Raw genomic sequence first — 21816 nt, 5'->3', positions numbered from 1 at the left:
AGCGTATGAATATAGACTGGTAAACAAACACCTTGTATTCACAAGGGCTGAAGAGATGTATTTAAACAGGGGTCAAACAAGGTATGCAGGGCTTTGTGTAAAATTAACATTGTGAAATTTCACTATTTTATGAAAGCTTCATCAAAGAAGAGCTGTAAAATTTTACAAGTCAAAGTTTACCAACAGAATAAAATACTAGAAAGCGCACTGTTTCCAGTGCGCTTTTAGATAAATAATGGAGAAGTAAGGGCTAATACTAATAGCTAAAGCAGCTCTGAAACGACTTCTGCAAGTTGATTAAATGTTTTCGTTCTTGACGAGCTCGGACGCCAAACTAAGCCGATTTCGCGATAAGCTTGTTTACCTGGAGGATCGATCACGACTAAATTCTGGTTATGCAGCAAGCCATGGTCGATAGCCATTTGAGGAATGAACGTTGTTCCCAAACCATTCGCAACCATTTGCACCAGTGTATGGAGGCTGGTTGCCGTAAACGGATTGATTTTTTCTTTGTCTGTTAATTTACACGCTGATACCGCATGTTCCGTTAAGCAATGTTCTTTCTCTAGTAGAAAGACGGATTCGTCAGGTAAATCCGCGTAACGAATCGGCACAGGGACCGATTGGGCTTGATTAGCGCTTATAACCATTCGAAACGGATCCTTACCCACTACTCGGCTTTCCATCCCATCAATTTCGACTGGTAACGCTAAAATAAGCACATCCAGCTCACCATGTCTGAGCGCTTGGAGTAAGTTTGTCGTCGTGTCTTCTCTTAATAAAAGATTCAGTTGTGGAAAACGGTAGTTCACCTCTTGTACCAAATCACACAGTAAAAACGGAGCAATTGTTGGTATACATCCTACTTTTAGCTGGCCTTGCATATCGTCGCCTTGGCACATACGTCCAAGCTCGACCAAATCTTGCCCTTTTGCTAACAGCTCTCGCCCCTGCTTTACTACCATTTCTCCTGTTTGGGTAAAAACCAGTGGACTTTTCTTATCTTTCTTTTCATATAAGGGACAACCAATCAATTCCTCTAAGTTTTGAATACCCTTACTTAAAGTCGACTGACTGACAAAACAACGCTCTGCAGCGTCACTAAAATGTCTTGTTTCATGCAGTGTGACTAAATAGTGTAACTGCTTCAAACTGGGCCATTTATTCATAACTGTATTTGTATCTACCGCCGTTCCAGTGATCGAGTTAAGAGTTTTGTTATTATCGTTTTTTTCGATTAACTCAATCTATTTATTTCGCTTTTTTCAATACTACAATCTGTACTATAGTTTGTCTCGTACAAACACGAACCAAACCGACACAACTGAATTCGGTTTGGAGCTAACCATACTTTTTAGGAGCAAAAAAATGGTACTAGTAGGTCGTCAAGCCCCTGATTTTACTGCAGCAGCTGTTCTAGGTAACGGTGAAATCGTTGAAAACTTCAACTTTGCAGAGTTCACTAAAGGTAAGAAAGCAGTAGTATTCTTCTACCCACTAGATTTCACTTTCGTTTGCCCATCAGAGCTAATCGCATTCGACAACCGTCTAGCTGACTTCCAAGCTAAAGGTGTTGAAGTAATCGGTGTTTCTATCGATTCTCAGTTCTCTCACAACGCATGGCGTAACACTGCTATCGAAGATGGCGGTATCGGTCAAGTTAAGTACCCACTAGTTGCTGACGTTAAGCACGAAATCTGTAAAGCTTACGACGTTGAGCACCCAGAAGCAGGCGTTGCTTTCCGTGGTTCTTTCCTAATCGACGAAGAAGGCGTTGTACGTCACCAAGTAGTTAACGACCTACCACTAGGCCGTAACATCGACGAAATGCTACGCATGGTTGACGCTCTTAACTTCCACCAGAAGCACGGCGAAGTATGTCCTGCACAATGGGAAGAAGGTAAAGCAGGTATGGACGCATCTCCAAAAGGTGTTGCAGCGTTCCTATCTGAGCACGCAGCTGACCTAGGCAAAAAATAATAGACCTTCACCCTAGCTCAACGGGTGTGATGGTTGGATGTATATAAAGCAATAAGCTAATGCGGAAAACCGCAAACGCCAATCAGTCTAAGTAAAGTCCTATCAAAGCCCAGAGCCTCTGCTCTGGGCTTTCTTTTTCCTTCAGATAAACCGCCAAAATGAGGTAACGCTTTAGCGTAAACTTTACCTCTATTTATCATCCCCTCCATACAGATTCTGCTTACTGGCCCTGTTAATATCTTAGCCACAACACTTATTTGTAACGTTAGCAGGATGAATGAACGTGGTTACTCACCTAGAAGTCTGTATTGATAATATTGAATCTCTGCACTACGCCATTGCTGGCGGCGCCACTCGGATTGAACTTTGCTCCTCTTTGGCTTTAGGCGGACTAACACCCAGTTATGGCTTTATGCAGCAAGCGGCTAAGCTTTCTAGTGTTCCAGTTTATGCCATGATCCGCCCACGCCAAGGTGACTTCTTCTACAATGAAGAAGAGATCGAAATGATGCGTTGGGATATTGAAGCAGCTCACCAATCAGGCTTGAGCGGTGTCGTGTTCGGCGTGCTCACTCAAGACGGTGATATTCATATGCCTTACGCGGCTGCGCTGTGTGAATTTGCTCAAGCGCTTGGCTTAGGCGTGACCTTCCATCGTTCCTTTGACCAGTGTCGTGACGCTGAAAAAGCTTTGGAAGAAGTGATCAGCTTAGGTTGTGAACGTATTTTAACCTCCGGTCTTGCGCCTTCAGCACCACAAGGGATCGATGTGCTTAGAGCTTTGGTTAAGCAAGCCCAAGGACGCATAGCAATCATGGCGGGTGCTGGCGTTAATGCGAGTAACGTACGTGAGCTAGTAGAAGACACTCAAGTTCCTGAAATCCATCTGTCAGGCAAAACCACACGCCCTAGCCAAATGACCTTTGTTGCTGAACAAAGCAAAATGGGCGCATCCGATGTCGATGATTTTTTAATCCCCATCACAAGTACACAAGCCATTACCGATGTCGTAGCAGCTCTCAAATAGACCACCGTAACCTCACGCGCATAGCTTTTGAGTGCTAACATATTGTTTATCAAGGAGTGAGGAAATGTGTATGTCTAAATTGAAGAAAAAGGAATACGAAAAGGAGCTCAAAAACCTTCAAGTTGAGCTCGTAAAACTTCAAGAGTGGGTCAAACACAAAGGGTTAAAAGTGGTGGTTCTGTTTGAAGGACGTGATGCTGCGGGCAAAGGCGGAGTGATAAAGCGAATTACAGAAAAGCTAAACCCGCGTGTTTGTCGCGTAGTGGCTCTGCCTGCACCGACAGAAAAAGAAAAAACGCAATGGTACTTCCAACGTTACGTCGCTCATTTACCATCTGCTGGTGAAATCGTTTTATTTGACCGAAGTTGGTATAACCGAGCAGGTGTCGAAAAAGTCATGGGGTTCTGTACTCCAGACGAATACGAGGAGTTTTTACGCTCTTGCCCTGAATTCGAGAGAATGTTGCAACGATCTGGGATTATTCTGATTAAGTATTGGTTTTCGGTTTCAGACGAAGAGCAGGAAAAACGTTTTCTAGGTCGAATTAATACGCCGATCAAACGTTGGAAATTCAGCCCAATGGATTTAGAGTCACGTCATCGCTGGGCGGAGTATTCGGAAGCAAAAGATAAGATGTTTGCCTATACAGACACGAAAAACTGCCCTTGGTGGGTCGTCCCTTCTGATGACAAAAAGAAAGCGCGCTTGAACTGTATCAGTCATTTACTAAGCCAGGTTGACTACAAAGCACTTGAGTACTCACCCATCGAATTACCTGAACTCAATAAAGAAGGTTACGTCAGAGCGCCCATTGATGATCAGACCTTCGTTCCTGATAAATATTGACGTGCTTTCCTTCTCTCTAATAAATAGGCCAGCCTAAAAGCTGGTCTATTTGTTGAAGTCAGTTACTTCAGTACGTCATCAATACTTTGATCACCTAGGTGGCGTACATCTTTCCCTTTCACAAAGTAAATAATGTATTCACAGATGTTCTGGCAGCGGTCCCCCACGCGTTCAATCGCGCGTGCAGACCACATCACTTGCAGAATATTAGGGATATTTTTTGGATCTTCCATCATGTATGTCATCAACTGACGAATCACCGCTTCATACTCGGCGTCTAGTTTGTCATCTTGTTTGTGCACCTCTGCTGCCGCTTCTACATCCATACGGGCAAACGCGTCTAAAACCTGATGCAGCATATTAATTGCCTGACGGCAGAGAGGCTCTAACGACACTTGGAATTGTCGTTCTTTTGATGATGGGCTTTCAATGGCAACGTAAGCAATACGTGTCGCCACGTCACCGATACGTTCTAAATCAGTGATCGTTTTGATGATAGCCATAATTAAGCGCAAGTCTTTTGCCGTTGGCTGACGCTTAGCAATAATGCGTGTGCAAGCGTCATCGATCGAGACTTCCATCGCATTCACTTTATGATCGTCACGCACAACCTTACGCGCCAGTTCGATGTCTTCTTTATGCAAGGCTTGAATAGCATACGAAAGCTGCTGTTCTACCAAGCCACCCATGGTTAATACATGAGTACGAATCGATTCTAGCTCTACGTTAAATTGTCCTGAAATATGACGTCCAAAGTGCATGATGTTCCTTATTCCGTATAGAGTCGCGACTTAACCGTAGCGACCCGTAATGTAATCTTCGGTCTGTTTCTTCATTGGCGAAGTGAAGATCGAGTCCGCGTCAGAGTATTCAATTAACTTACCCATATGAATGAATGCAGTATGATCGCTCACTCTCGCCGCTTGTTGCATGTTATGGGTAACGATAACGACAGTATATTGAGTCTTCAGCTCATTGATAAGCTCTTCAATAGTTAAAGTTGAGATTGGATCCAACGCTGATGTTGGCTCGTCCAATAACAGGACTTCCGGCTCAATCGCCACCGCACGCGCAATGACCAAGCGCTGTTGCTGACCACCAGATAAACCAAATGCGTTCTCATGCAAGCGGTCTTTTACCTCATCCCACAACGCCGCCGAGCGCAAGGATCGCTCCACTGCGTCATCTAAACTGCGGCTGTTTTTTACACCTTGTAAGCGTAAGCCATAAACTACATTTTCATAAATAGACTTAGGAAATGGATTGGGTCTTTGAAACACCATCCCCACTCGGCGTCGAAGTGTCGCAACATCGACATTAGGATGATAAACATTCTTGCCATGGAGACGCACTTTGCCTGTGACTCGACACCCTTCCACTAAGTCGTTCATGCGATTGATGCAACGTAATAACGTCGACTTTCCACACCCTGAAGGACCGATAAAAGCGGTGACTCGCCCTTTGGGAATTCGCATCGAAATATCATGCAGCGCCTGAGTTTGACCATAGAACAGATTAAGGTTCTCGATTGAGATGGCTGTTTGTTCATCCGTTAAATTATGAACATCCAATGGTGGCTCATAACCTAATGTACTATCAAAATTAAACATACTTAATCTTGTCCTAACGTTCTGTATTTTTCTCGTAAATTATTGCGAATACTGATTGCTGTTAAGTTTAGCCCGACAATCACTGTCACGAGTAAGAAAGAGGTAGCATAAACTAATGGTCGCGCCGCTTCGATGTTGGAGGTTTGAAAGCCAACATCGTAAATGTGAAAACCTAAATGCATGAACTTTCTATCCAAATGCACATAAGGGAATTGTCCGTCAACCGGTAAACTGGATGCCAATTTCACGACCCCCACCAGCATCAGTGGCGCTACTTCGCCAGCTGCACGTGCAATCGCAAGGATCAAACCTGTGATAATAGCTGGCGTCGCCATAGGTAAAACCACACGCCATAGTGTTTCGAACTGAGTTGCACCAAGCGCCAGAGAACCATGTCGTACTGAGCTCGGAATACGAGTTAAACCTTCTTCAGTAGTCACAATCACAACTGGAAGCGTCAGCACGGCAAGAGTTAGTGCAGACCATAACAAACCCGGCGTACCAAAGGTTGGTGCCGGTAGCTTCTCCGCATAGAATACGTTGTCGATAGAGGCACCAATCGTATAAACGAAGAAACCTAAACCAAACACGCCATAAACAATCGATGGAACACCCGCTAGGTTTATAACCGCAATACGAATAACTCTGGTTAGAGCGTTATTCTTAGCGTATTCATGTAGATAGATAGCGGCGATCACCCCGAGTGGCATCACAATGATCGACATGATGAGTACTAAGAAAACCGTACCAAATATCGCAGGGAACACGCCTCCTTCGGAGTTAGACTCTCTTGGATCTTCAGATAAAAACTTCCAAACCTGTTTTCCCCAATGCATGACTTTATCAGGCAGTGACATTTGGTTTGGATACCAGTAGTCCAAAATGTCTTCGAGCGGAATCGATACTTGTGACCCCGTCATATCCTCGGCAATCAAGGCATAGTCAGAGAGCTGAAGTCGTAAACCATCAAGTTGCAAATCTAACGTCGCAAGCGCTTTTTCTATCTGCTCTTTTTTCGTCTGATTTTCCTTTAAGAAGCTTTCTGTCAGCGTGTCATTCAATTCATGCTTGCGCTTTTCTAATCGCAACTGCTCTAGCTTCCAACCAAGCTCTTTAAGCTGATCGACCACCAAAGAATCAATCTCATGGCGCAGAGTTTCTGCATCATCAAGCTTTTTATTTAGTATCGATTGAATATCACTGGTGTATATATTATCGCCATCTTGAAACGCCACCAGCTTACCAAAGAAATAACCACCGCTACTGCGCTCTATCACCGCCCACTCTTTTGGCGTCGTGGGCTCATCCAACTGCATTTGCAATACGGAGATAAAATCGGCGGGATACAACTCTCGGTTAGCGATTTTGATGTTGAGTCGCGTGGCAAAATCTTCATCGTCTTCTAACTGTTGTGCTGCGCTTTCAGGCAAATAACTCTTCGGTACAAAGCTGCGCTCATACACTTGACCAATCAGAATAGTATTTTCATGTAGCACTTCACCTTGTACAGGAGTCAGCGCTGCAACATTCCACTGATACAAAGGCGCTGGCCAAAAGTAAGTCAGGCCTTTCCAGCCGATAAGGAGTAACAACCCTAATACCGACAACAAACTGATGCTGACTGCACCGCCTGTTAGCCATATCCACGGTGCGCCAGAACGAATCCAATTTAACACGTTATTACTCGCTCTTTATTCAAACCATTATTACAACGCACGGTACTTATCTCTCAGTCTCTGACGAACCCACTCCGCAAGCGCGTTTACTGCAAACGTAAACACAAATAAAATCAATGCAGCTAGGAACAGCAGGCGATAATGCGAACTTCCAACTTCCGACTCTGGCAACTCAACGGCGATGGTCGCCGACAGGCTGCGCAATCCTTCCAAAATATTCCAATCCATTAATGGCGTATTGCCCGTTGCCATTAATACAATCATGGTTTCGCCAACAGCGCGTCCCAGGCCCATCATAATGGCAGAAAAAATACCTGGGCTTGCAGTAAGCAAGACAACATAGATTAAAGTTTGCCAAGGCGTGGCCCCTAATGCCAAAGAGCCATCCGATAAATGCTTCGGTACAGAGAAAATGGCATCTTCGGCAATGGTAAAAATCGTCGGGATAACAGCAAACCCCATCGCTAACCCCACCACCAATGCATTGCGTTGATCGTAACCAATACCATGCTCGGTTAAGAATAAGCGCATATCGCCACCAAAGAACGTCTGCTCAATCGTAGGCGAAATCCACACTCCAAGCCCAATCAGTACCAATATGACAGGCATGAGCACTAAAGCATGCCAACCATTAGGCAGACGATTCCGCAAAGGTTGCGGTATTAATGCCCATAGCCCGCCCATAATCATGGTGCTCAAGGGCAAAACAAACAGCATAACGACGATCGTAATCAAATGATCTTCGACAATAGGCGCGAACCACAATCCCGCGAGGAAACCTATGATCACCGTTGGCAGTGCTTCCATTAGCTCAATCGACGGTTTTACTACACGACGCATGCGTGGCGACATAAAGTAAGCCGTATAAATAGCACCTAGCACTGCGAGCGGTACTGAAAACAGCATCGCAAACATCGCCGCTTTTATCGTTCCAAACGCAATAGGTACTAGGCTGAACTTAGCCTCAAAGTTATCGCTCGCCGAAGTCGATTGCCACACAAATTCAGGCTCAGGATACCCTTCGTACCACACTTCTTGCCATAATGAAGACAATGAAATTTCCGGATAGGCATTGTCCACTTCCGCAACATTTAACGCATTATTTTGCCAAGTGATTAAGTAGCGTTCATTGTTAGACATTGCTGCGATTGCGGGCGCTTGATTGTACGCACGCTTAAACAACACCAGTTTTTCACTGGTTGTATAATGGCTTTGCAACGTGCCGTTGGTGTAAAAGCTATAAAATCCTTTTCGATGAGAATCCGGCAACAAATACTTAAGCTCTGACGCCAATTTAAAATCACGAATATGCGTTAACGTGCGTTTTTCTTCTTGCAGCGTATCAAACCATTGCGACACCCGACCATCGTTGTGCGTCACCAAAAGCGAGTAAGCACCAGCCAATAAGTCTATCGTACGAACGGAATGCTTCTTATCACCTTGAGTGAGATCGACCACCTCTCGCACAGCAAATTTACGTGCGGTTTTCTTTAACACGATCAACTCAGAGCCATCGCGCAAATAAAGCGTTTCACCGTCAGGTGTCAATAACATTTGCTGAGGCGTATCAAAACCTGAAGAGAACGTAAAATCAATCGTTGTAGGAGGCGTACCCAAAGACGAAGCCACTTGCCAGCGAGCTTTCACTTCACCGCTTTGTGTCTGCCAAACAACCGTTGGTAAGGGCGTCGAAGCTGCAAATACAAACTGAGTCACAGGATCTTGAGGCGTACTTAGTGTCAGATCCATGCTGGTGTCTAGCTCAATCACTTCCGGAGGACGTGTATTTTCTCTCAATGTGGCATTAAATTCTGGCTTGAAAAGGTTCGCTTTACCCTGCCCATCAACAAATCCATACCAACCTAGCCCAGGAGCAGATTGAGAGAAAGCGACGGGTTTCTGGACGATTTGCTGTGAATACACCGCAGGTTTCGTAGGATCGTCCATCGACAAATATTGAATCTCACCACTTTGGGTTAGAACGAACGCGAGCTGAGCGTAATCATCCACTGAAATCGCAAGTGGTGTTTCAATATGAGTGGCTCGAATGGCTTGGTTGGTTTTGATCTCCGCATCAGAAAAAAGCGGAATGATCACCATAGCGAGGTAGACAAAGATCAAAATAAGCGCCGCGAGTACGCCGACACCACCGGATGTCACTGCAAGTCGAACTAAACGATCTTTTATCAGTCGTTTCTTATCTTTTTCCTGCAATGAAAACTCGGCTTGTGCCATTTAAATCTCTACCTTTTTTGACTTAGTACTAGAATATGTCGTTAAGATGACAATTATATTACAGATCACATTAAACACCTGAAAAGAATACAACTCTTATGCAATGCGTGGTATGAAATAAATCTGTAATGAAAATCTCATAATGTTCTCACTCATCCATTTTTCCAAGATGAGTACGTGTTACTTCACTTTTGGCTAGGTAAGGTTATGAGCGCAGAAAAACTATATATAGAAAAAGAGCTGAGTTGGTTGTCTTTCAACGAACGAGTATTACAAGAAGCTGCCGATAAAACCGTCCCTTTGATCGAACGTATTCGCTTTCTTGGGATCTTTTCCAACAATTTAGATGAATTTTACAAAGTACGCTTTGCGGACGTGAAGCGCAGAATCCTAATCAGCCAAGAGCGCGGTGGCAGTGATAGCCCTAAACGACTGTTAACCAAAATGCAGTCGAAAGCACTAAAGCTTAACGAACAATTTGATGAGCTTTACAGCGAGTTGATTCGAGAAATGGCGCGACGTCGCATTTTCTTGGTCAACGAGCAACAACTGGATGAATCGCAACAAAAGTGGATCGCGAAATACTTCCGTAGAGAGGTAATGCCGCATATCACTCCCCTCCTAATGAAAGACGAGATCGATGTTCTGCAATTTCTCAAAGACGAGTACGCTTACATCGCCGTAGAACTGCGTAAAGAAGAACATTACCAGTACGCTCTGATCGAAATTCCGACCGATCACCTTCCCCGCTTTGTGATGGTACCAGAACAGAAAGGAAAGCGTCGAAAAACCATCATCTTACTTGATAATATTATCCGCCACTGTTTGGACGAGCTGTTCAAAGGCTTTTTTGATTATGATGAGCTTAGCGGCTATGCGATGAAAATGACGCGTGACGCTGAATACGATTTACGCAATGAAATCGAGTACAGCTTGCTTGAACAAATGTCAGAGGGTGTCAATCAGCGACTGACAGCAAAGCCCGTTCGCTTCGTCTACGAACGCGATATGCCGCCTCAAATGTTAGAGTTTCTGTGTAACAAACTTAATATCTCTAACTACGATAATCTTATCCCCGGCGGACGCTATCACAACTTTAAAGACTTCATCGGGTTTCCAAATGTTGGACGAGAATATCTTGAAAATAAACCTCTCCCGCCAATGAAATGTGCCGATTTCGAAGGTTATGCCAACAGCTTTGACGCGATTAAAGCGAAAGATATTCTGCTCTATTATCCCTATCACACTTTTGACCACATTAGTGAGTTAGTGCGCCAAGCCTCCTTCGATCCCAAAGTACTTAGTATCAAGATTAACATTTATCGCGTCGCGAAAGATTCTCGCTTGATGAACTCTTTAATTGATGCGGTGCATAACGGCAAAAATGTCACTGTGGTCGTCGAACTGCAAGCTCGCTTTGATGAAGAAGCCAATATCGAATGGTCAAAAGTATTAACCGAAGCGGGTGTGCACGTCATCTTTGGTGCGCCTGGTCTTAAGATTCACTCAAAGCTACTGATGATTAGCCGCCGCGAAGGTGAAGAAATTATTCGCTACGCACACATCGGCACAGGCAACTTCCATGAGAAGACGGCACGAATTTATACCGACTTCTCCCTGCTTACGGCAGATCAAGAAATCACTAATGAAGTCCGTAATGTCTTCGGTTACATTGAGAACCCATACCGACCAGTGAAGTTCAATCACCTTATGGTATCTCCTCGGAATTCTCGAACCCAAATCTACCGCTTAATCGATAATGAAATTGCGAATGCCAAGCTAGGGAAAAAAGCCGCTCTTACGATCAAGGTCAATAACCTAGTCGATAAAGGCATCGTCAATAAGCTTTATGGAGCAAGTACTTCCGGTGTAAAAATAAACATGATCATTCGAGGCATGTGCTCATTAGTACCGGGCATTGAGGGGATCAGCGACAATATTCGCATCATCAGTATTGTTGACCGCTTTCTTGAGCACCCTCGCGTGGTAATCACCCACAATGATGGCGATCCGCAAGTTTATATCTCCTCCGCAGACTGGATGACAAGAAATATTGATCACCGTATCGAGGTAGCAGTACCAGTCCGTGATCCACGTTTGAAACAGAGAATTATTGATATAACGAATATCCATTTTACCGATACAGTAAAGGCTCGTTTAATAGATAAAGAAATGAGTAACGCTTACGTACCACGAGGTAATCGCAAAAAAGTTCGCTCTCAAATCGCTATCTATGACTATCTTAAAAATATAGAAAAGCAAACTAGAAAACAAAATTCAGATGCCTCAAATACTTGAACAAGATACTCGCTACATTGCCGCGATAGACCTCGGCTCAAACAGTTTCCATATGGTGGTGGCCAAAGTTGTCGGCAGTGACCTACAACTGGTTAGTCGTCATAAACAACGTGTTCGCTTAGCATCAGGACTCGACAGTGAATTGAACTTAAGTCACGCCGCAATGGAGCGTGCGCTAGAATGCTTAGCCATGTTCGCTGAAAGGTTGCAAGGGCTTGATGAGTCAAATGTACGTATCGCCGCCACACACACACTAAGACGCGCTAAAAATGCCCACCTTTTCATCGAGCGTGCGAAAGAAGTGATGCCTTTCCCAATAGAAATTATCCCTGGAGAAGAAGAAGCCCGCCTGATTTACTTAGGCGTCGCGCACACTCAAGTAGAATCCAACTCCAAACTAGTCATCGATATCGGAGGCGGCAGTACCGAGATGATTATTGGACAAGAATTTGAGCCTGAGCTTCTCAACAGTAAACAGATGGGATGCGTCAGTTTTACAGAGCAATACTTTAAAAACGGCAAACTGTCAGGAAAAAACTTCAGCAAGGCGATGTTAGCGGCCGAACAAAAACTCGAGTCCATCGCTTCAACATATCGTAAAAAGGGCTGGGATATTGCTCTCGGCTCATCAGGAACCATCAAAGCGATTCAAGAAGTGCTAGTAGGATTAGGTTTTGAAGATGGCCTGATCACAGCGAGTCGATTGGATACACTTATCGAAACTCTGTGTAAATTTGATTCAATTGAAGATATTGAACTGACTGGTCTAACAGAAGAACGTAAACCCGTATTCGCAGCAGGCGTAGCGATTTTGTCCGCGATTTTCAAAGCGCTTCGCATTGAGCAAATGTTTTTCTCCGATGGTGCTCTACGCGAAGGCCTGTTGTACGAAATGGAAGAACGTTTCGCACGCTCCGATATTCGCATGCGCACCACAGAAAATTTAGCCAACAAGCACCGAGTCGACTTAGAGCATGCCGCTCGTGTTAAGGGGCATGCACGTGAGATGTTATGTCAGGTACGCTCTGAACTAGGCATTAAGAAAAAGAGTGAGTTATTTGACTTACTAGAGTGGGCAGCGTTGCTTCATGAAGTCGGATTAAGTATCAACTTGCGTAGTTTCCATCGCCACTCTTTTTATATTCTGTTGCACTCCACCCTACAAGGCTTCAACCGTGAGCAGCAATTAGTGCTTGCAACATTAGCTCGCTTCCAGCGTAAAGCGCTCAAATTGCAAGAACTACCAGATTTCAACCTCTATAAACAGAGTGACGTTATAAGCCTTATCAAAATATTACGACTTTCTATCGTATTAAATGGGCAGCGTAATGAAGATCCATTGCCTGATATCACCTTATCTATCAAAAATGACGAATGGATTCTCACCTGCACAGATGAAGTATGGCTAGAAAACAATAAATTACTTCACGCGGATTTACAGGAAGAACAAGAACGTTGGGACAGCGCGAAGTGGACACTCACTTTCTGATCTCGTACTGTCCATACCTAAATAAAAAGTCGGCTTACAGGCCGACTTTTTTTAACTCTTCTTCTGCAAAGTCTGCCGTAATGGGCACATAACCATCTTTCTCAACCAACGCTTGTCCCTGAGCAGAAAAGATAAAGCGAATAAACTCAGCTTCAATTGGTGTTAATGGGTAATCAGGGTGCTTATTCACGTAAACATATAAGTAACGTGATAGTGGGTACTTACCACTAACAATATGTTCTCGCGTTGGAGTCACGTAATCATTTCCCATTTTAGCCACAGGGACTAAGCGCACGCCTGCCACTCGATAACCGACACCGGAATAACCAATTCCACTGATGGTTGACGCTACAGCTTGCACAACTGACGCGGAGCCTGGCTGCTCGTTAACTCGGGTCTTGAAATCGCCGCCACACAAGGCATTGCTTTTGAAGTAACCGTAAGTTCCAGAAACGGAGTTACGACCAAACAACTGGACGTTTCGCTTTGCCCACTGTGATTCAAGACCGAGTTGCTGCCAGTTTGTGACAAATTGACTTTCACCACAGCGTAGCGTGGCAGAAAACAAAGCATCTAACTGACTAAAGTTAAGCCCTTGAATTGGATTATCTTGATGAACAAAAATACCGATTGCATCGATGGCGACCCTGAGCGCAGTTGGCTTGTAGCCATGTTCACGTTCAAACGCTTCAACCTCTCTTAAACGCATAGGGCGGCTCATGGGACCAAACTGAGCTGTTTGTTCGGTCAATGCTGGGGGGGCAGTAGAAGAGCCAGACGCTTGGACTTGCGCATTAATATTCGGGTAAATGGATTTAAACTCTTCAACCCAAAGCGTTGTCATACCCGCAAGTGTATCGGAGCCAACAGAGAGCAAGTTCCCGACAATCCCCGTCGTTTTATGATAACTCGGCAATGGTTTATCTTGAGCGCCAGCCATACAGGAACAAACAAGCGCGAATAAACTGAATGTTTTTGCCAATCGTAAAGCCATTATTTCACCACCAAACGCTCAGGCAATACGAAAGAAAACTTACTGCCCACGCCTACTTCACTGTGAATTTCTAAATGAGAGTCATGGTGACTCAGCGCGTGTTTTACAATGGCAAGCCCTAAACCACTTCCTCCAGTATCACGTGATCTTGCTTTATCCACTCGATAAAAACGCTCAGTAAGTCGATGGAGGTGCTGAGGTTCAATACCATCACCACTATCTTCCACCTCTAAGCATGCGCCTTGAGAGGTCTGGAACCAACGAACATTAATGTTCGCACCAGGCGGTGTGTATTTGACGGCATTATAAACGAGGTTAGAGATAGCACTACGTAACTGGTCATCATCGCCCAGCACGCGTAGGCTAGCATCAACATCAAATTTCAATTTATGTTGGTTGTCCCCACTAAGGCTAACCGCCTCTTTTTCTAACACTTCAAGCATCGCGGGCACATTCACGACTTCCTCAAGCTCATGCATAGGTGCCGCTTCAATTTTAGATAGTGTCAGTAGTTGGTTCACCAAACTGTTCATGCGGTTAAGCTGCTCCGTCATGACACCATGAGCTTTGCTCCACATTGGACCCACGACCATATCAGGGTCTTCAGTCATCTCCAAATAACCTTGTAGCACCGTCATTGGTGTACGCAGTTCATGAGATACGTTGGCAAAGAAGTTGCGACGCATTCCCTCAAGTTGTTTTAATTGGCTCACATCACGCACTACCATCAAGTGCTCACCCTCGGTATACGGTACGATACGCAATTCCAGCATGCGTTCGACGTTGAGTGGTGAACGCATTTCTAATGGCTCTGAGAAGTCTTTCTTGTTGAGGTACTTGATAAAATCAGGTGTACGAATGAGATTGGAGATAGGTTGACCTGAATCTTCTGGCCAATGGAAGCCCAGTAAGTGCTGAGCCAGCTTGTTGCACCAAACAATATTTCCTTCAGCACGGAATACCACTACCGCATCGGGTAGCGATTCTGCACCATTTCGGAATCGACGAATAAGATTAGTAAGTTCTTTTCGTTTGCGGCGTTGGCGCTGTTGTAAGCGATACAACCCATTGAACAAAGATTCCCAGTTACCGCTACCTGACGGTGGCGTGAGGCGTTTTTCATCCCATAACCAAGAAGATAAACGTACTTGGTTATGCAAATGCCACACAAGCTGCAATGCCGTAGCAGCCAAAAGCAACCACGGCATATAACCGAATATCCAACCTACTATCACCCATGGGGTGTAAAAAAAAGCCAGCTCCCAAGCCAGCTTTTTCCACGTTAATCTTTCAACCACTCATAACTCCAGAAATGGTACCGATAAGCTGCGTGTTAATTTATGCCTTCGTCGAGAAGCGGTATCCAGCACCACGAACAGTTTGGATCAGCTTATCATGCCCTGCAGCTTCCAATGCTTTACGCAGGCGGCGAATGTGAACATCGACCGTACGGTCTTCGACATACACGTTAGTGCCCCAAACATTGTTTAATAGCTGCTCACGGCTGTATACGCGTTCTTGATGCGTCATGAAAAAATGAAGCATCTTAAATTCTGTTGGACCCATGTCTAATGGCGCATCATTAGCCGTAACACGGTGCGATACAGGGTCAAGCTTCAATCCCTGTACATCAATTACATCTTCTAGTGCAGTAGGGGTAACGCGACGAATCACCGCTTTTAGGCGTGCAACCAACTCTTTAGGAGAGAATGGCTTAGTAATGTAGTCATCCGCACCGACTTCTAAACCGCGCACTTTATCTTCTTCTTCACCACGAGCGGTAAGCATCACAACTGGAATGTTGCGCGTTAATTCCTCTCGCTTCATATGTTTGATGAAGTTAATGCCACTACCGCCTGGTAACATCCAATCCAGTAAAACTAAATCAGGGAAGGGTTCAGCCAGTTTGGTTACTGCAGTATCGTAATCTTCCGCTTCTACCGCTTGGTAACCTTTCTGCTCAAGTACGAAGCACAGCATTTCGCGAATAGGAGCTTCGTCTTCAACAACCAGAATCCTTCTAGACATAATTGAGTAACCTTATGTTCGTTGAGCTAATGAATTTAAGAGACAAAGCGCCTCTCTTTGCATAAGCATTATCACTACCAATTATGACACTTTTGTGACCTTTGAAAACAAATTTTCATATAACTTTCTTTTGAGGTTCATTCGGATATTTTTCATTTCTATTAAGACATCAGCACAAAAATTCCCTATGATTAGTCCCTTGTCATCAAGCCTAGAGAAGATTTATGTGGTTTAAAAACTGTCTGGTATACCGCGTTAACCGCGAGGTTACTTTTAACGCCGAACAACTAGAAACTCAGCTGTCTGAATTCCGATTCACCCCGTGTGGCAGTCAAGACAAACAGAAATTTGGCTGGGTCAGTGCAATGGGTAGACATGGCGATATGATGACTCACGTGTCAGAAAACCGCATTCTGATTTGCGCCAAGAAAGAAGAGAAAATGCTACCTGCCTCTGTGATCAAAGAATCATTGAATGCAAAAGTAGAAGCAATGGAAGCGCAAGAAGGTCGTCCTCTGAAGAAGAAAGAGAAAGACAACCTGAAAGATGACATCGTAATGGATTTACTGCCGCGCGCATTCAGCCGCAGCAGCCACACTCACGTGCTCATCATGCCAAAAGAAGGTTTTATCCTTGTTGATGCAAGCAGCTATAAAAAAGCAGAAGATGTATTAGCATTGCTTCGTAAAACCATGGGTAGTCTACCTGTTGTTCCTGCTATTCCAGAAGTGGCGATTGAAACTACGCTAACCGAGTGGGTGAAAAGCGGTGACACACCTCAAGGTATCAGCATGATGGACGAAGCTGAGCTAAAATCCGTACTTGAAGAAGGTGGTGTGATTCGCTGTAAGAAGCAAGAGCTAACCACTGATGAAATCCGCAACCACATCGCTGCGGATAAAGTCGTGACGAAACTTGCGCTTAATTGGCAAGATCGTATTGAGTTCATTATGACGGAAGATGCGGGCATCAAACGTCTAAAATTCTCTGATGAATTGAAAGATCAAAACGATGATATTCCACGTGAAGATCAAGCAGCTCGATTTGATGCAGACTTCTCTCTAATGTGTGGAGAGTTCAGTGCTTTCCTTCCCAACCTATACGATGCGCTAGGCGGCTTACCGAATCCTAACGCATAATATTGTATAAAGGTTAACCATAACGCCCTCACTTTTTTTGAGGGCGTTTTTCTATCTGAAGCACAATTACCCTAGTCACAGTTCACATTTTGACGTAAAATTTGCGCCCCATTTCCATTAGGTGGAATTGGCCTGACTTGTGATCAGATAAAAGAGAATTGAGCAATGACAACTGAGAAAGCATTCGTGCCTGAGCTACTATCTCCAGCGGGCAGCCTGAAAAACATGCGTTACGCATTCGCCTACGGGGCAGATGCAGTTTACGCTGGCCAACCTCGCTACAGCCTTCGCGTACGTAACAACGAGTTCAACCACGAGAACCTAAAAATCGGTATCGATGAAGCCCACGCCCTAGGCAAAAAGCTTTATGTGGTATGTAACATTCAACCACACAACTCGAAGCTAAAAACCTTCATCCGTGATCTTAAGCCAATCGTAGAGATGGGTCCTGACGCATTGATCATGTCAGATCCAGGCCTAATTATGATGGTTCGTGAAGCTTTCCCAGAAATGCCAATTCACCTTTCTGTACAAGCGAACGCTGTAAACTGGGCGACCGTTAAGTTCTGGGCAGCGAATGGCGTGGAACGTGTGATCGTTTCTCGCGAGCTATCTCTAGAAGAAATCGAAGAAATTCGTGAGCATTGCCCTGAAACTGAACTTGAAGTATTCGTTCACGGTGCATTATGCATGGCTTATTCTGGTCGTTGCCTACTTTCTGGCTATATCAACAAACGTGACCCTAACCAAGGCACTTGCACTAACGCATGCCGCTGGGAATACAAAGTTGAAGAGGGTAAAGAAAACGACGCTGGTGACATCGTAGAGAAATTCGACCCGACGGAAGCACAGCCTGTCGAAGTACAAGACGAGCGTCCTGAAACCACAATTGGTCGCGGCAAACCAACAGATGAAGTCGTTCTGCTTTCTGAAGCGCACCGTCCAGAAGAAAAAATGGCGGCTTACGAAGATGAGCATGGTACTTACATCATGAACTCTAAAGACCTACGAGCGGTTCAGCACGTTGAACGCTTAACTAAGATGGGTGTTCACTCATTGAAAATTGAAGGTCGTACTAAATCTTTCTACTACTGCGCACGTACCGCTCAAGTTTATCGTAAAGCAATTGATGATGCTGTAGCAGGTCGGCCATTCGATGAAAGCCTAATGGGTACACTAGAAAGCCTAGCTCACCGTGGCTACACTGAAGGCTTCCTACGCCGTCACACACACGATACTTACCAAAACTACGATTACGGTTACTCAGTCTCTGATGCTCAACAGTTTGTTGGTGAATTCACTGGCAAACGTCGTGGTGACATGGCTGAAGTAGAAGTAAAAAATAAGTTTCTTGTCGGTGATAGCCTTGAACTAATGACGCCAAAAGGCAATATTGTTTTCACGCTAGAGGCAATGGAAAACCGCAAATCAGAGTCTATTGAAGACGCGAAAGGAAACGGTCACTTTGTATTCATTCCAGTACCAGCAGAGCTAGATTTAGAATATGGCCTATTAATGCGTAATCTAAACTCAGGGCAGGACACCCGTAACCCGACTGGTAAGTAACCATGGCCTTGCTCATTACTGATAAATGCATTAACTGCGACATGTGTGATCCCGAATGCCCCAATGGGGCAATCAGTATGGGAGAGAGCATTTTCGAAATTGATCCAGCGCTATGTACAGAGTGTAAGGGGCATTACGAAAAGCCGACCTGTCAGTCAGTGTGTCCAATTACAAAATGCATAATCACTGATCCGAACCATGTCGAAACTGAAGAGCAGTTGCTTGAAAAATTCGTGATTATTCAAGGGTTAGCATAAGAGCAATTAGGTTCAACTTTGACATCAAAGTTGAACCTTTTCTCAACCTGATTTTTCAATAGGGATAATATTGCAGAATAGCTCTTTTTCAAAATGATACTCTAGTCTCTCACGCCAATTCTCCGCTTGAGAAACAGGTATTAAATAAAAGTTTTCTCGGCTCGTATCAGTAACGAAAGCCATCCCATATTGCATCAGCTCATAATGCACATCATTAACAAAACCCGGATCAAGGCGTTGACGCCCAGTCAGATGATTCACATCCTCTCGAGTCAAAGAGACTCCTTTAGTATCACTGCTAAATCTGTGTCTTAACCACTCTGCAAATTCTTTTGCACAAATCATAGTCATGGTTTTGTCCTTGATTTACTCTTCTAACAGGAAAAGGGCATATCCCTGCCTTACACACTTGTCTGCGTTGTTATCGCTTTTTAGCCAACTGACAGACATATTGCTAAGAAACCAGAGTATCGTGACGAAAGATCTTTTTCTAAACAGAGAAGTTACAACTTACCCATACTACAACTCTTTGTTTAATTTAGATTTCTATAATATGTCCCCAAAACTAATTGGGTTAGTTTTTGTATTGGTACTATTCAATGTAGACAAAAGTATGATGTTTCTCCAGTTTCATAAAAGAGATCACCAAGTACAGATAAACCTGAAGAGTAACACTAATTAGGATTGATAAGCGGCAAGCATTGAGGTGGAACGACTTTTTTTCGTTTGGGCTTAGAGGTTGTTTTTACCCGTGGAGGGGTATCAATAGGTTTTGCTTTCGGGGCCCAACTTGCAAGCTCCACACCGCAGCCATCGCCTACTGGAGGTGGTGCTTGATCAACACAATAGTCGCTCGAATCAGGACAAGACAACCTGACGTGAAAGTGGTAATGATGCCCCCACCATGGACGTACTTTACGTAACCAAGAACGATCTTTGCCGTTTTCTTGCAAGCAAAGTTGCTCCTTAATAACAGGATGTACAAAAATTCGTGCAACATCCTTACTTTTTGAAGCGTACCGAATTAGCTTAAAGTGCCGTTCTTCCCAGCGATGATTAAGTATGGAATAACCTTTTAAATCCACCACACTCATGGGCTTAGGAAGTTGTAATTCGTTATAAGAAAGCGGTTGGTCAGCAAGTCTTAACCAGATATCGATATCTAACCCGGTTTGATGACTAGAATGACCAGAGGAGAACCTTCCACCTCTAGGTAAAGACAAATCACCAATCAACAGAGTGGTGTTGAGATTTTGATGAGCTTTAAGCGCCAGATTTTCAATAAACTCTATCGTTTTAGGGTGCCCATAGTAGCGCTTCGTTTTACTACGTAAGACTTGATAACCAACGCCATCGAGAGGCAAGGGTAATGCACCATCTAAACAACCGTTAGCATAACTACCAATAGAGGAGGAAGAGTTTCGGGTAGGATTAACCGCAGACTCCCAAGGAGTAGAACATACTGAAGCTGAGAAACATAAACCCAAAGTTACAATGAAACTCAGCCTCATAGCCTTTAACCTTTAGTAGTGTTCGCCATTATCGTAATAAGCTTTAGGAGATAAGGCGGAAAAGATAACTGCAACATCAATGTCGGCACCAGCGATACCGCGCACTTGTTGCGTAATAAGCTTGGCAACTTCATCTTGCACTTCCTGGCCACGGTCGAACCAAAGCACTTCGACAAAAGGATATGCAGCACTCACCTCACCCTCATTGAAAAACGTAGTGTAGATATACTCAAAAGTAAAATCCTCACGCGGACAGTCCATTAGAGGCTGAAGTTCATCCGTAAGAGGTTTTGATAATGCCTGAACAGCTTGTGGCTCTACAGCACGGAATCGAAAATGTGGCATAAACTTACTTCCTAATTATTAGCATCAATGCATGATGATAACAGGAACCAAGTCAGTAATCATCCAAGCCAATGTAACCACTGACCTTTCAATAGATTGTGAATCAGATGTGCTCGATAACGAAGAAAAAGCGTTATGAAAATTCGAAGGTAAAACAGAAAGAGCAAAGCGATACATCAACATTTAATAATTACATTACTAAAAAATAAAACTATCTGAAGCAAAGGTATGCCATATTCGTTGGATAAACATACACCTGACGTCGAAACTATACGTTAGGAATAAAAGAGCCCCTGACCTAAGCCAGAGCTTATGAACATGGGGGATAGGTGAAGTGGACCAATATCCCGGAGATATGAACTTTCAATCCCCCGATACTTTGGTATCAGAGGAATCGACAACTCTTCCAACTAGTCAGCTTCTCTTTTCTTCAGATGCAAAAAAGCCCCAGCATTACTGCTGAGGCTTTAGATTATGGCAGGGGTGGAGAGATTCGAACTCCCAACACGCGGATTTGGAATCCGCTGCTCTGCCAATTGGAGCTACACCCCTGTAATTCGTGTTTATTGAGACGACGCTCAAATAAGTGGCGGAGTGGACGGGACTCGAACCCGCGACCCCCGGCGTGACAGGCCGGTATTCTAACCAACTGAACTACCACTCCGCAGTGGTATCACTCGCTTTAATAAGCAAGCGTCCGCTTTTGTCTTCACTTTTCAAAAAAGTGAAAATAAAAATAAAGCCTGGCGATGTCCTACTCTCACATGGGGAAGCCCCACACTACCATCGGCGCTATTTCGTTTCACTTCTGAGT

At 44.3% G+C, this 21816-nt stretch carries 19 protein-coding genes and 2 tRNA genes; 8 read left to right on the top strand and 13 right to left on the bottom strand.

The window, feature by feature from the left end; all coding sequences use genetic code 11:
* Positions 1-263: 263 nt before the first annotated feature.
* Positions 264-1169, bottom strand: coding sequence for a hydrogen peroxide-inducible genes activator (locus R7D93_RS16595; RefSeq protein WP_005383681.1), 906 nt, complete (start codon positions 1167-1169; stop codon positions 264-266).
* A gap of 199 nt (positions 1170-1368) precedes the next feature.
* Between R7D93_RS16595 and R7D93_RS16590 the strand changes: the two genes are divergently transcribed.
* The 3 genes from R7D93_RS16590 to ppk2 all read left to right on the top strand — a co-directional run bounded on the left by R7D93_RS16590 (position 1369) and on the right by ppk2 (position 3854).
* A complete protein-coding gene (locus R7D93_RS16590; protein WP_005381738.1) occupies positions 1369-1980 on the top strand; it encodes a peroxiredoxin C in 612 nt (203 codons plus the stop codon).
* A gap of 283 nt (positions 1981-2263) precedes the next feature.
* The gene (locus R7D93_RS16585) at positions 2264-3007 is read left to right on the top strand and encodes a copper homeostasis protein CutC (RefSeq protein WP_148299889.1); all 744 of its coding nucleotides are present in this window, start codon (positions 2264-2266) and stop codon (positions 3005-3007) included.
* A 70-nt stretch (positions 3008-3077) separates the two neighbouring features.
* Positions 3078-3854 carry a polyphosphate kinase 2 gene (gene ppk2, locus R7D93_RS16580; protein WP_170890783.1) on the top strand — a complete coding sequence of 259 codons (777 nt, stop codon included), beginning with the start codon at positions 3078-3080 and terminating at the stop codon, positions 3852-3854.
* A gap of 62 nt (positions 3855-3916) precedes the next feature.
* On the opposite strand, the gene phoU is transcribed toward ppk2, so the two are convergent.
* The 4 genes from phoU to R7D93_RS16560 are packed head-to-tail and all read right to left on the bottom strand — an operon-like array spanning position 3917 to position 9375.
* On the bottom strand, positions 3917-4615 hold the full coding sequence (gene phoU, locus R7D93_RS16575; protein WP_005381744.1) for a phosphate signaling complex protein PhoU: 699 nt from the start codon (positions 4613-4615) through the stop codon (positions 3917-3919).
* 30 nt (positions 4616-4645) lie between these two features.
* Positions 4646-5464 (bottom strand): phosphate ABC transporter ATP-binding protein PstB, encoded by an 819-nt coding sequence (gene pstB / locus R7D93_RS16570; protein WP_005381745.1) that lies wholly within the window; start codon positions 5462-5464, stop codon positions 4646-4648.
* Between the two features lie 2 nt (positions 5465-5466).
* A complete protein-coding gene (gene pstA / locus R7D93_RS16565; protein ID WP_025768855.1) occupies positions 5467-7140 on the bottom strand; it encodes a phosphate ABC transporter permease PstA in 1674 nt (557 codons plus the stop codon).
* A gap of 30 nt (positions 7141-7170) precedes the next feature.
* Positions 7171-9375: an ABC transporter permease subunit gene (locus R7D93_RS16560; RefSeq protein ID WP_213868843.1), complete on the bottom strand. Its 2205-nt coding sequence runs from the start codon at positions 9373-9375 to the stop codon at positions 7171-7173.
* A 207-nt stretch (positions 9376-9582) separates the two neighbouring features.
* Between R7D93_RS16560 and ppk1 the strand changes: the two genes are divergently transcribed.
* Positions 9583-11673, top strand: coding sequence for a polyphosphate kinase 1 (gene ppk1, locus R7D93_RS16555; protein WP_005381748.1), 2091 nt, complete (start codon positions 9583-9585; stop codon positions 11671-11673).
* A complete protein-coding gene (ppx, locus tag R7D93_RS16550) occupies positions 11657-13162 on the top strand; it encodes an exopolyphosphatase (RefSeq protein ID WP_213868845.1) in 1506 nt (501 codons plus the stop codon). The genes ppk1 and ppx overlap by 17 nt, the downstream gene beginning before the upstream one ends.
* 34 nt (positions 13163-13196) lie before the next feature.
* Here the strand turns inward: ppx and R7D93_RS16545 are convergent, their stop codons facing one another.
* The 3 genes from R7D93_RS16545 to phoB are packed head-to-tail and all read right to left on the bottom strand — an operon-like array spanning position 13197 to position 16184.
* Positions 13197-14156 (bottom strand): PstS family phosphate ABC transporter substrate-binding protein, encoded by a 960-nt coding sequence (locus R7D93_RS16545; RefSeq protein WP_017821959.1) that lies wholly within the window; start codon positions 14154-14156, stop codon positions 13197-13199.
* The gene (phoR, locus tag R7D93_RS16540; RefSeq protein ID WP_005383667.1) at positions 14156-15454 is read right to left on the bottom strand and encodes a phosphate regulon sensor histidine kinase PhoR; all 1299 of its coding nucleotides are present in this window, start codon (positions 15452-15454) and stop codon (positions 14156-14158) included. The genes R7D93_RS16545 and phoR overlap by 1 nt, the downstream gene beginning before the upstream one ends.
* Positions 15455-15494: 40 nt before the next feature.
* On the bottom strand, positions 15495-16184 hold the full coding sequence (gene phoB, locus R7D93_RS16535) for a phosphate regulon transcriptional regulator PhoB (protein ID WP_005381752.1): 690 nt from the start codon (positions 16182-16184) through the stop codon (positions 15495-15497).
* A 224-nt stretch (positions 16185-16408) separates the two neighbouring features.
* Here phoB and rdgC point away from each other — a divergent pair, with 224 nt between their 5' ends.
* From rdgC to R7D93_RS16520, 3 genes are all read left to right on the top strand, one after another.
* Positions 16409-17323, top strand: a complete 915-nt coding sequence (rdgC, locus tag R7D93_RS16530; protein WP_005381753.1) for a recombination-associated protein RdgC — start codon at positions 16409-16411, stop codon at positions 17321-17323.
* A gap of 165 nt (positions 17324-17488) precedes the next feature.
* Complete coding sequence (gene yegQ / locus R7D93_RS16525) at positions 17489-18889, top strand: tRNA 5-hydroxyuridine modification protein YegQ (RefSeq protein WP_005381754.1); 1401 nt, start codon at positions 17489-17491, stop codon at positions 18887-18889.
* A 2-nt stretch (positions 18890-18891) separates the two neighbouring features.
* Positions 18892-19146, top strand: a complete 255-nt coding sequence (locus R7D93_RS16520) for a YfhL family 4Fe-4S dicluster ferredoxin (protein WP_005381763.1) — start codon at positions 18892-18894, stop codon at positions 19144-19146.
* Positions 19147-19188: 42 nt separating this feature from the next.
* Here R7D93_RS16520 and R7D93_RS16515 read toward each other — a convergent pair whose 3' ends face one another.
* The 5 genes from R7D93_RS16515 to R7D93_RS16495 form a co-directional block, all read right to left on the bottom strand.
* The gene (locus R7D93_RS16515; protein WP_005381765.1) at positions 19189-19497 is read right to left on the bottom strand and encodes a hypothetical protein; all 309 of its coding nucleotides are present in this window, start codon (positions 19495-19497) and stop codon (positions 19189-19191) included.
* A gap of 323 nt (positions 19498-19820) precedes the next feature.
* Positions 19821-20657 carry a penicillin-insensitive murein endopeptidase gene (gene mepA / locus R7D93_RS16510; protein ID WP_017633932.1) on the bottom strand — a complete coding sequence of 279 codons (837 nt, stop codon included), beginning with the start codon at positions 20655-20657 and terminating at the stop codon, positions 19821-19823.
* Between the two features lie 12 nt (positions 20658-20669).
* The gene (locus R7D93_RS16505) at positions 20670-21002 is read right to left on the bottom strand and encodes a DUF1904 domain-containing protein (RefSeq protein ID WP_005381768.1); all 333 of its coding nucleotides are present in this window, start codon (positions 21000-21002) and stop codon (positions 20670-20672) included.
* Between the two features lie 475 nt (positions 21003-21477).
* Positions 21478-21554: transfer RNA gene (locus R7D93_RS16500), tRNA-Trp, on the bottom strand.
* A gap of 35 nt (positions 21555-21589) precedes the next feature.
* Positions 21590-21666, bottom strand: a tRNA-Asp gene (locus R7D93_RS16495).
* Positions 21667-21816: the final 150 nt, after the last annotated feature.

The sequence above is a fragment of the Vibrio sp. YT-15 genome (genome assembly GCF_033337445.1).
Classification (GTDB): domain Bacteria; phylum Pseudomonadota; class Gammaproteobacteria; order Enterobacterales; family Vibrionaceae; genus Vibrio; species Vibrio alginolyticus.
The sequence above is the reverse complement of the archived record's forward strand: the minus strand, read 5'-3'. Positions and strand labels throughout refer to the sequence as shown.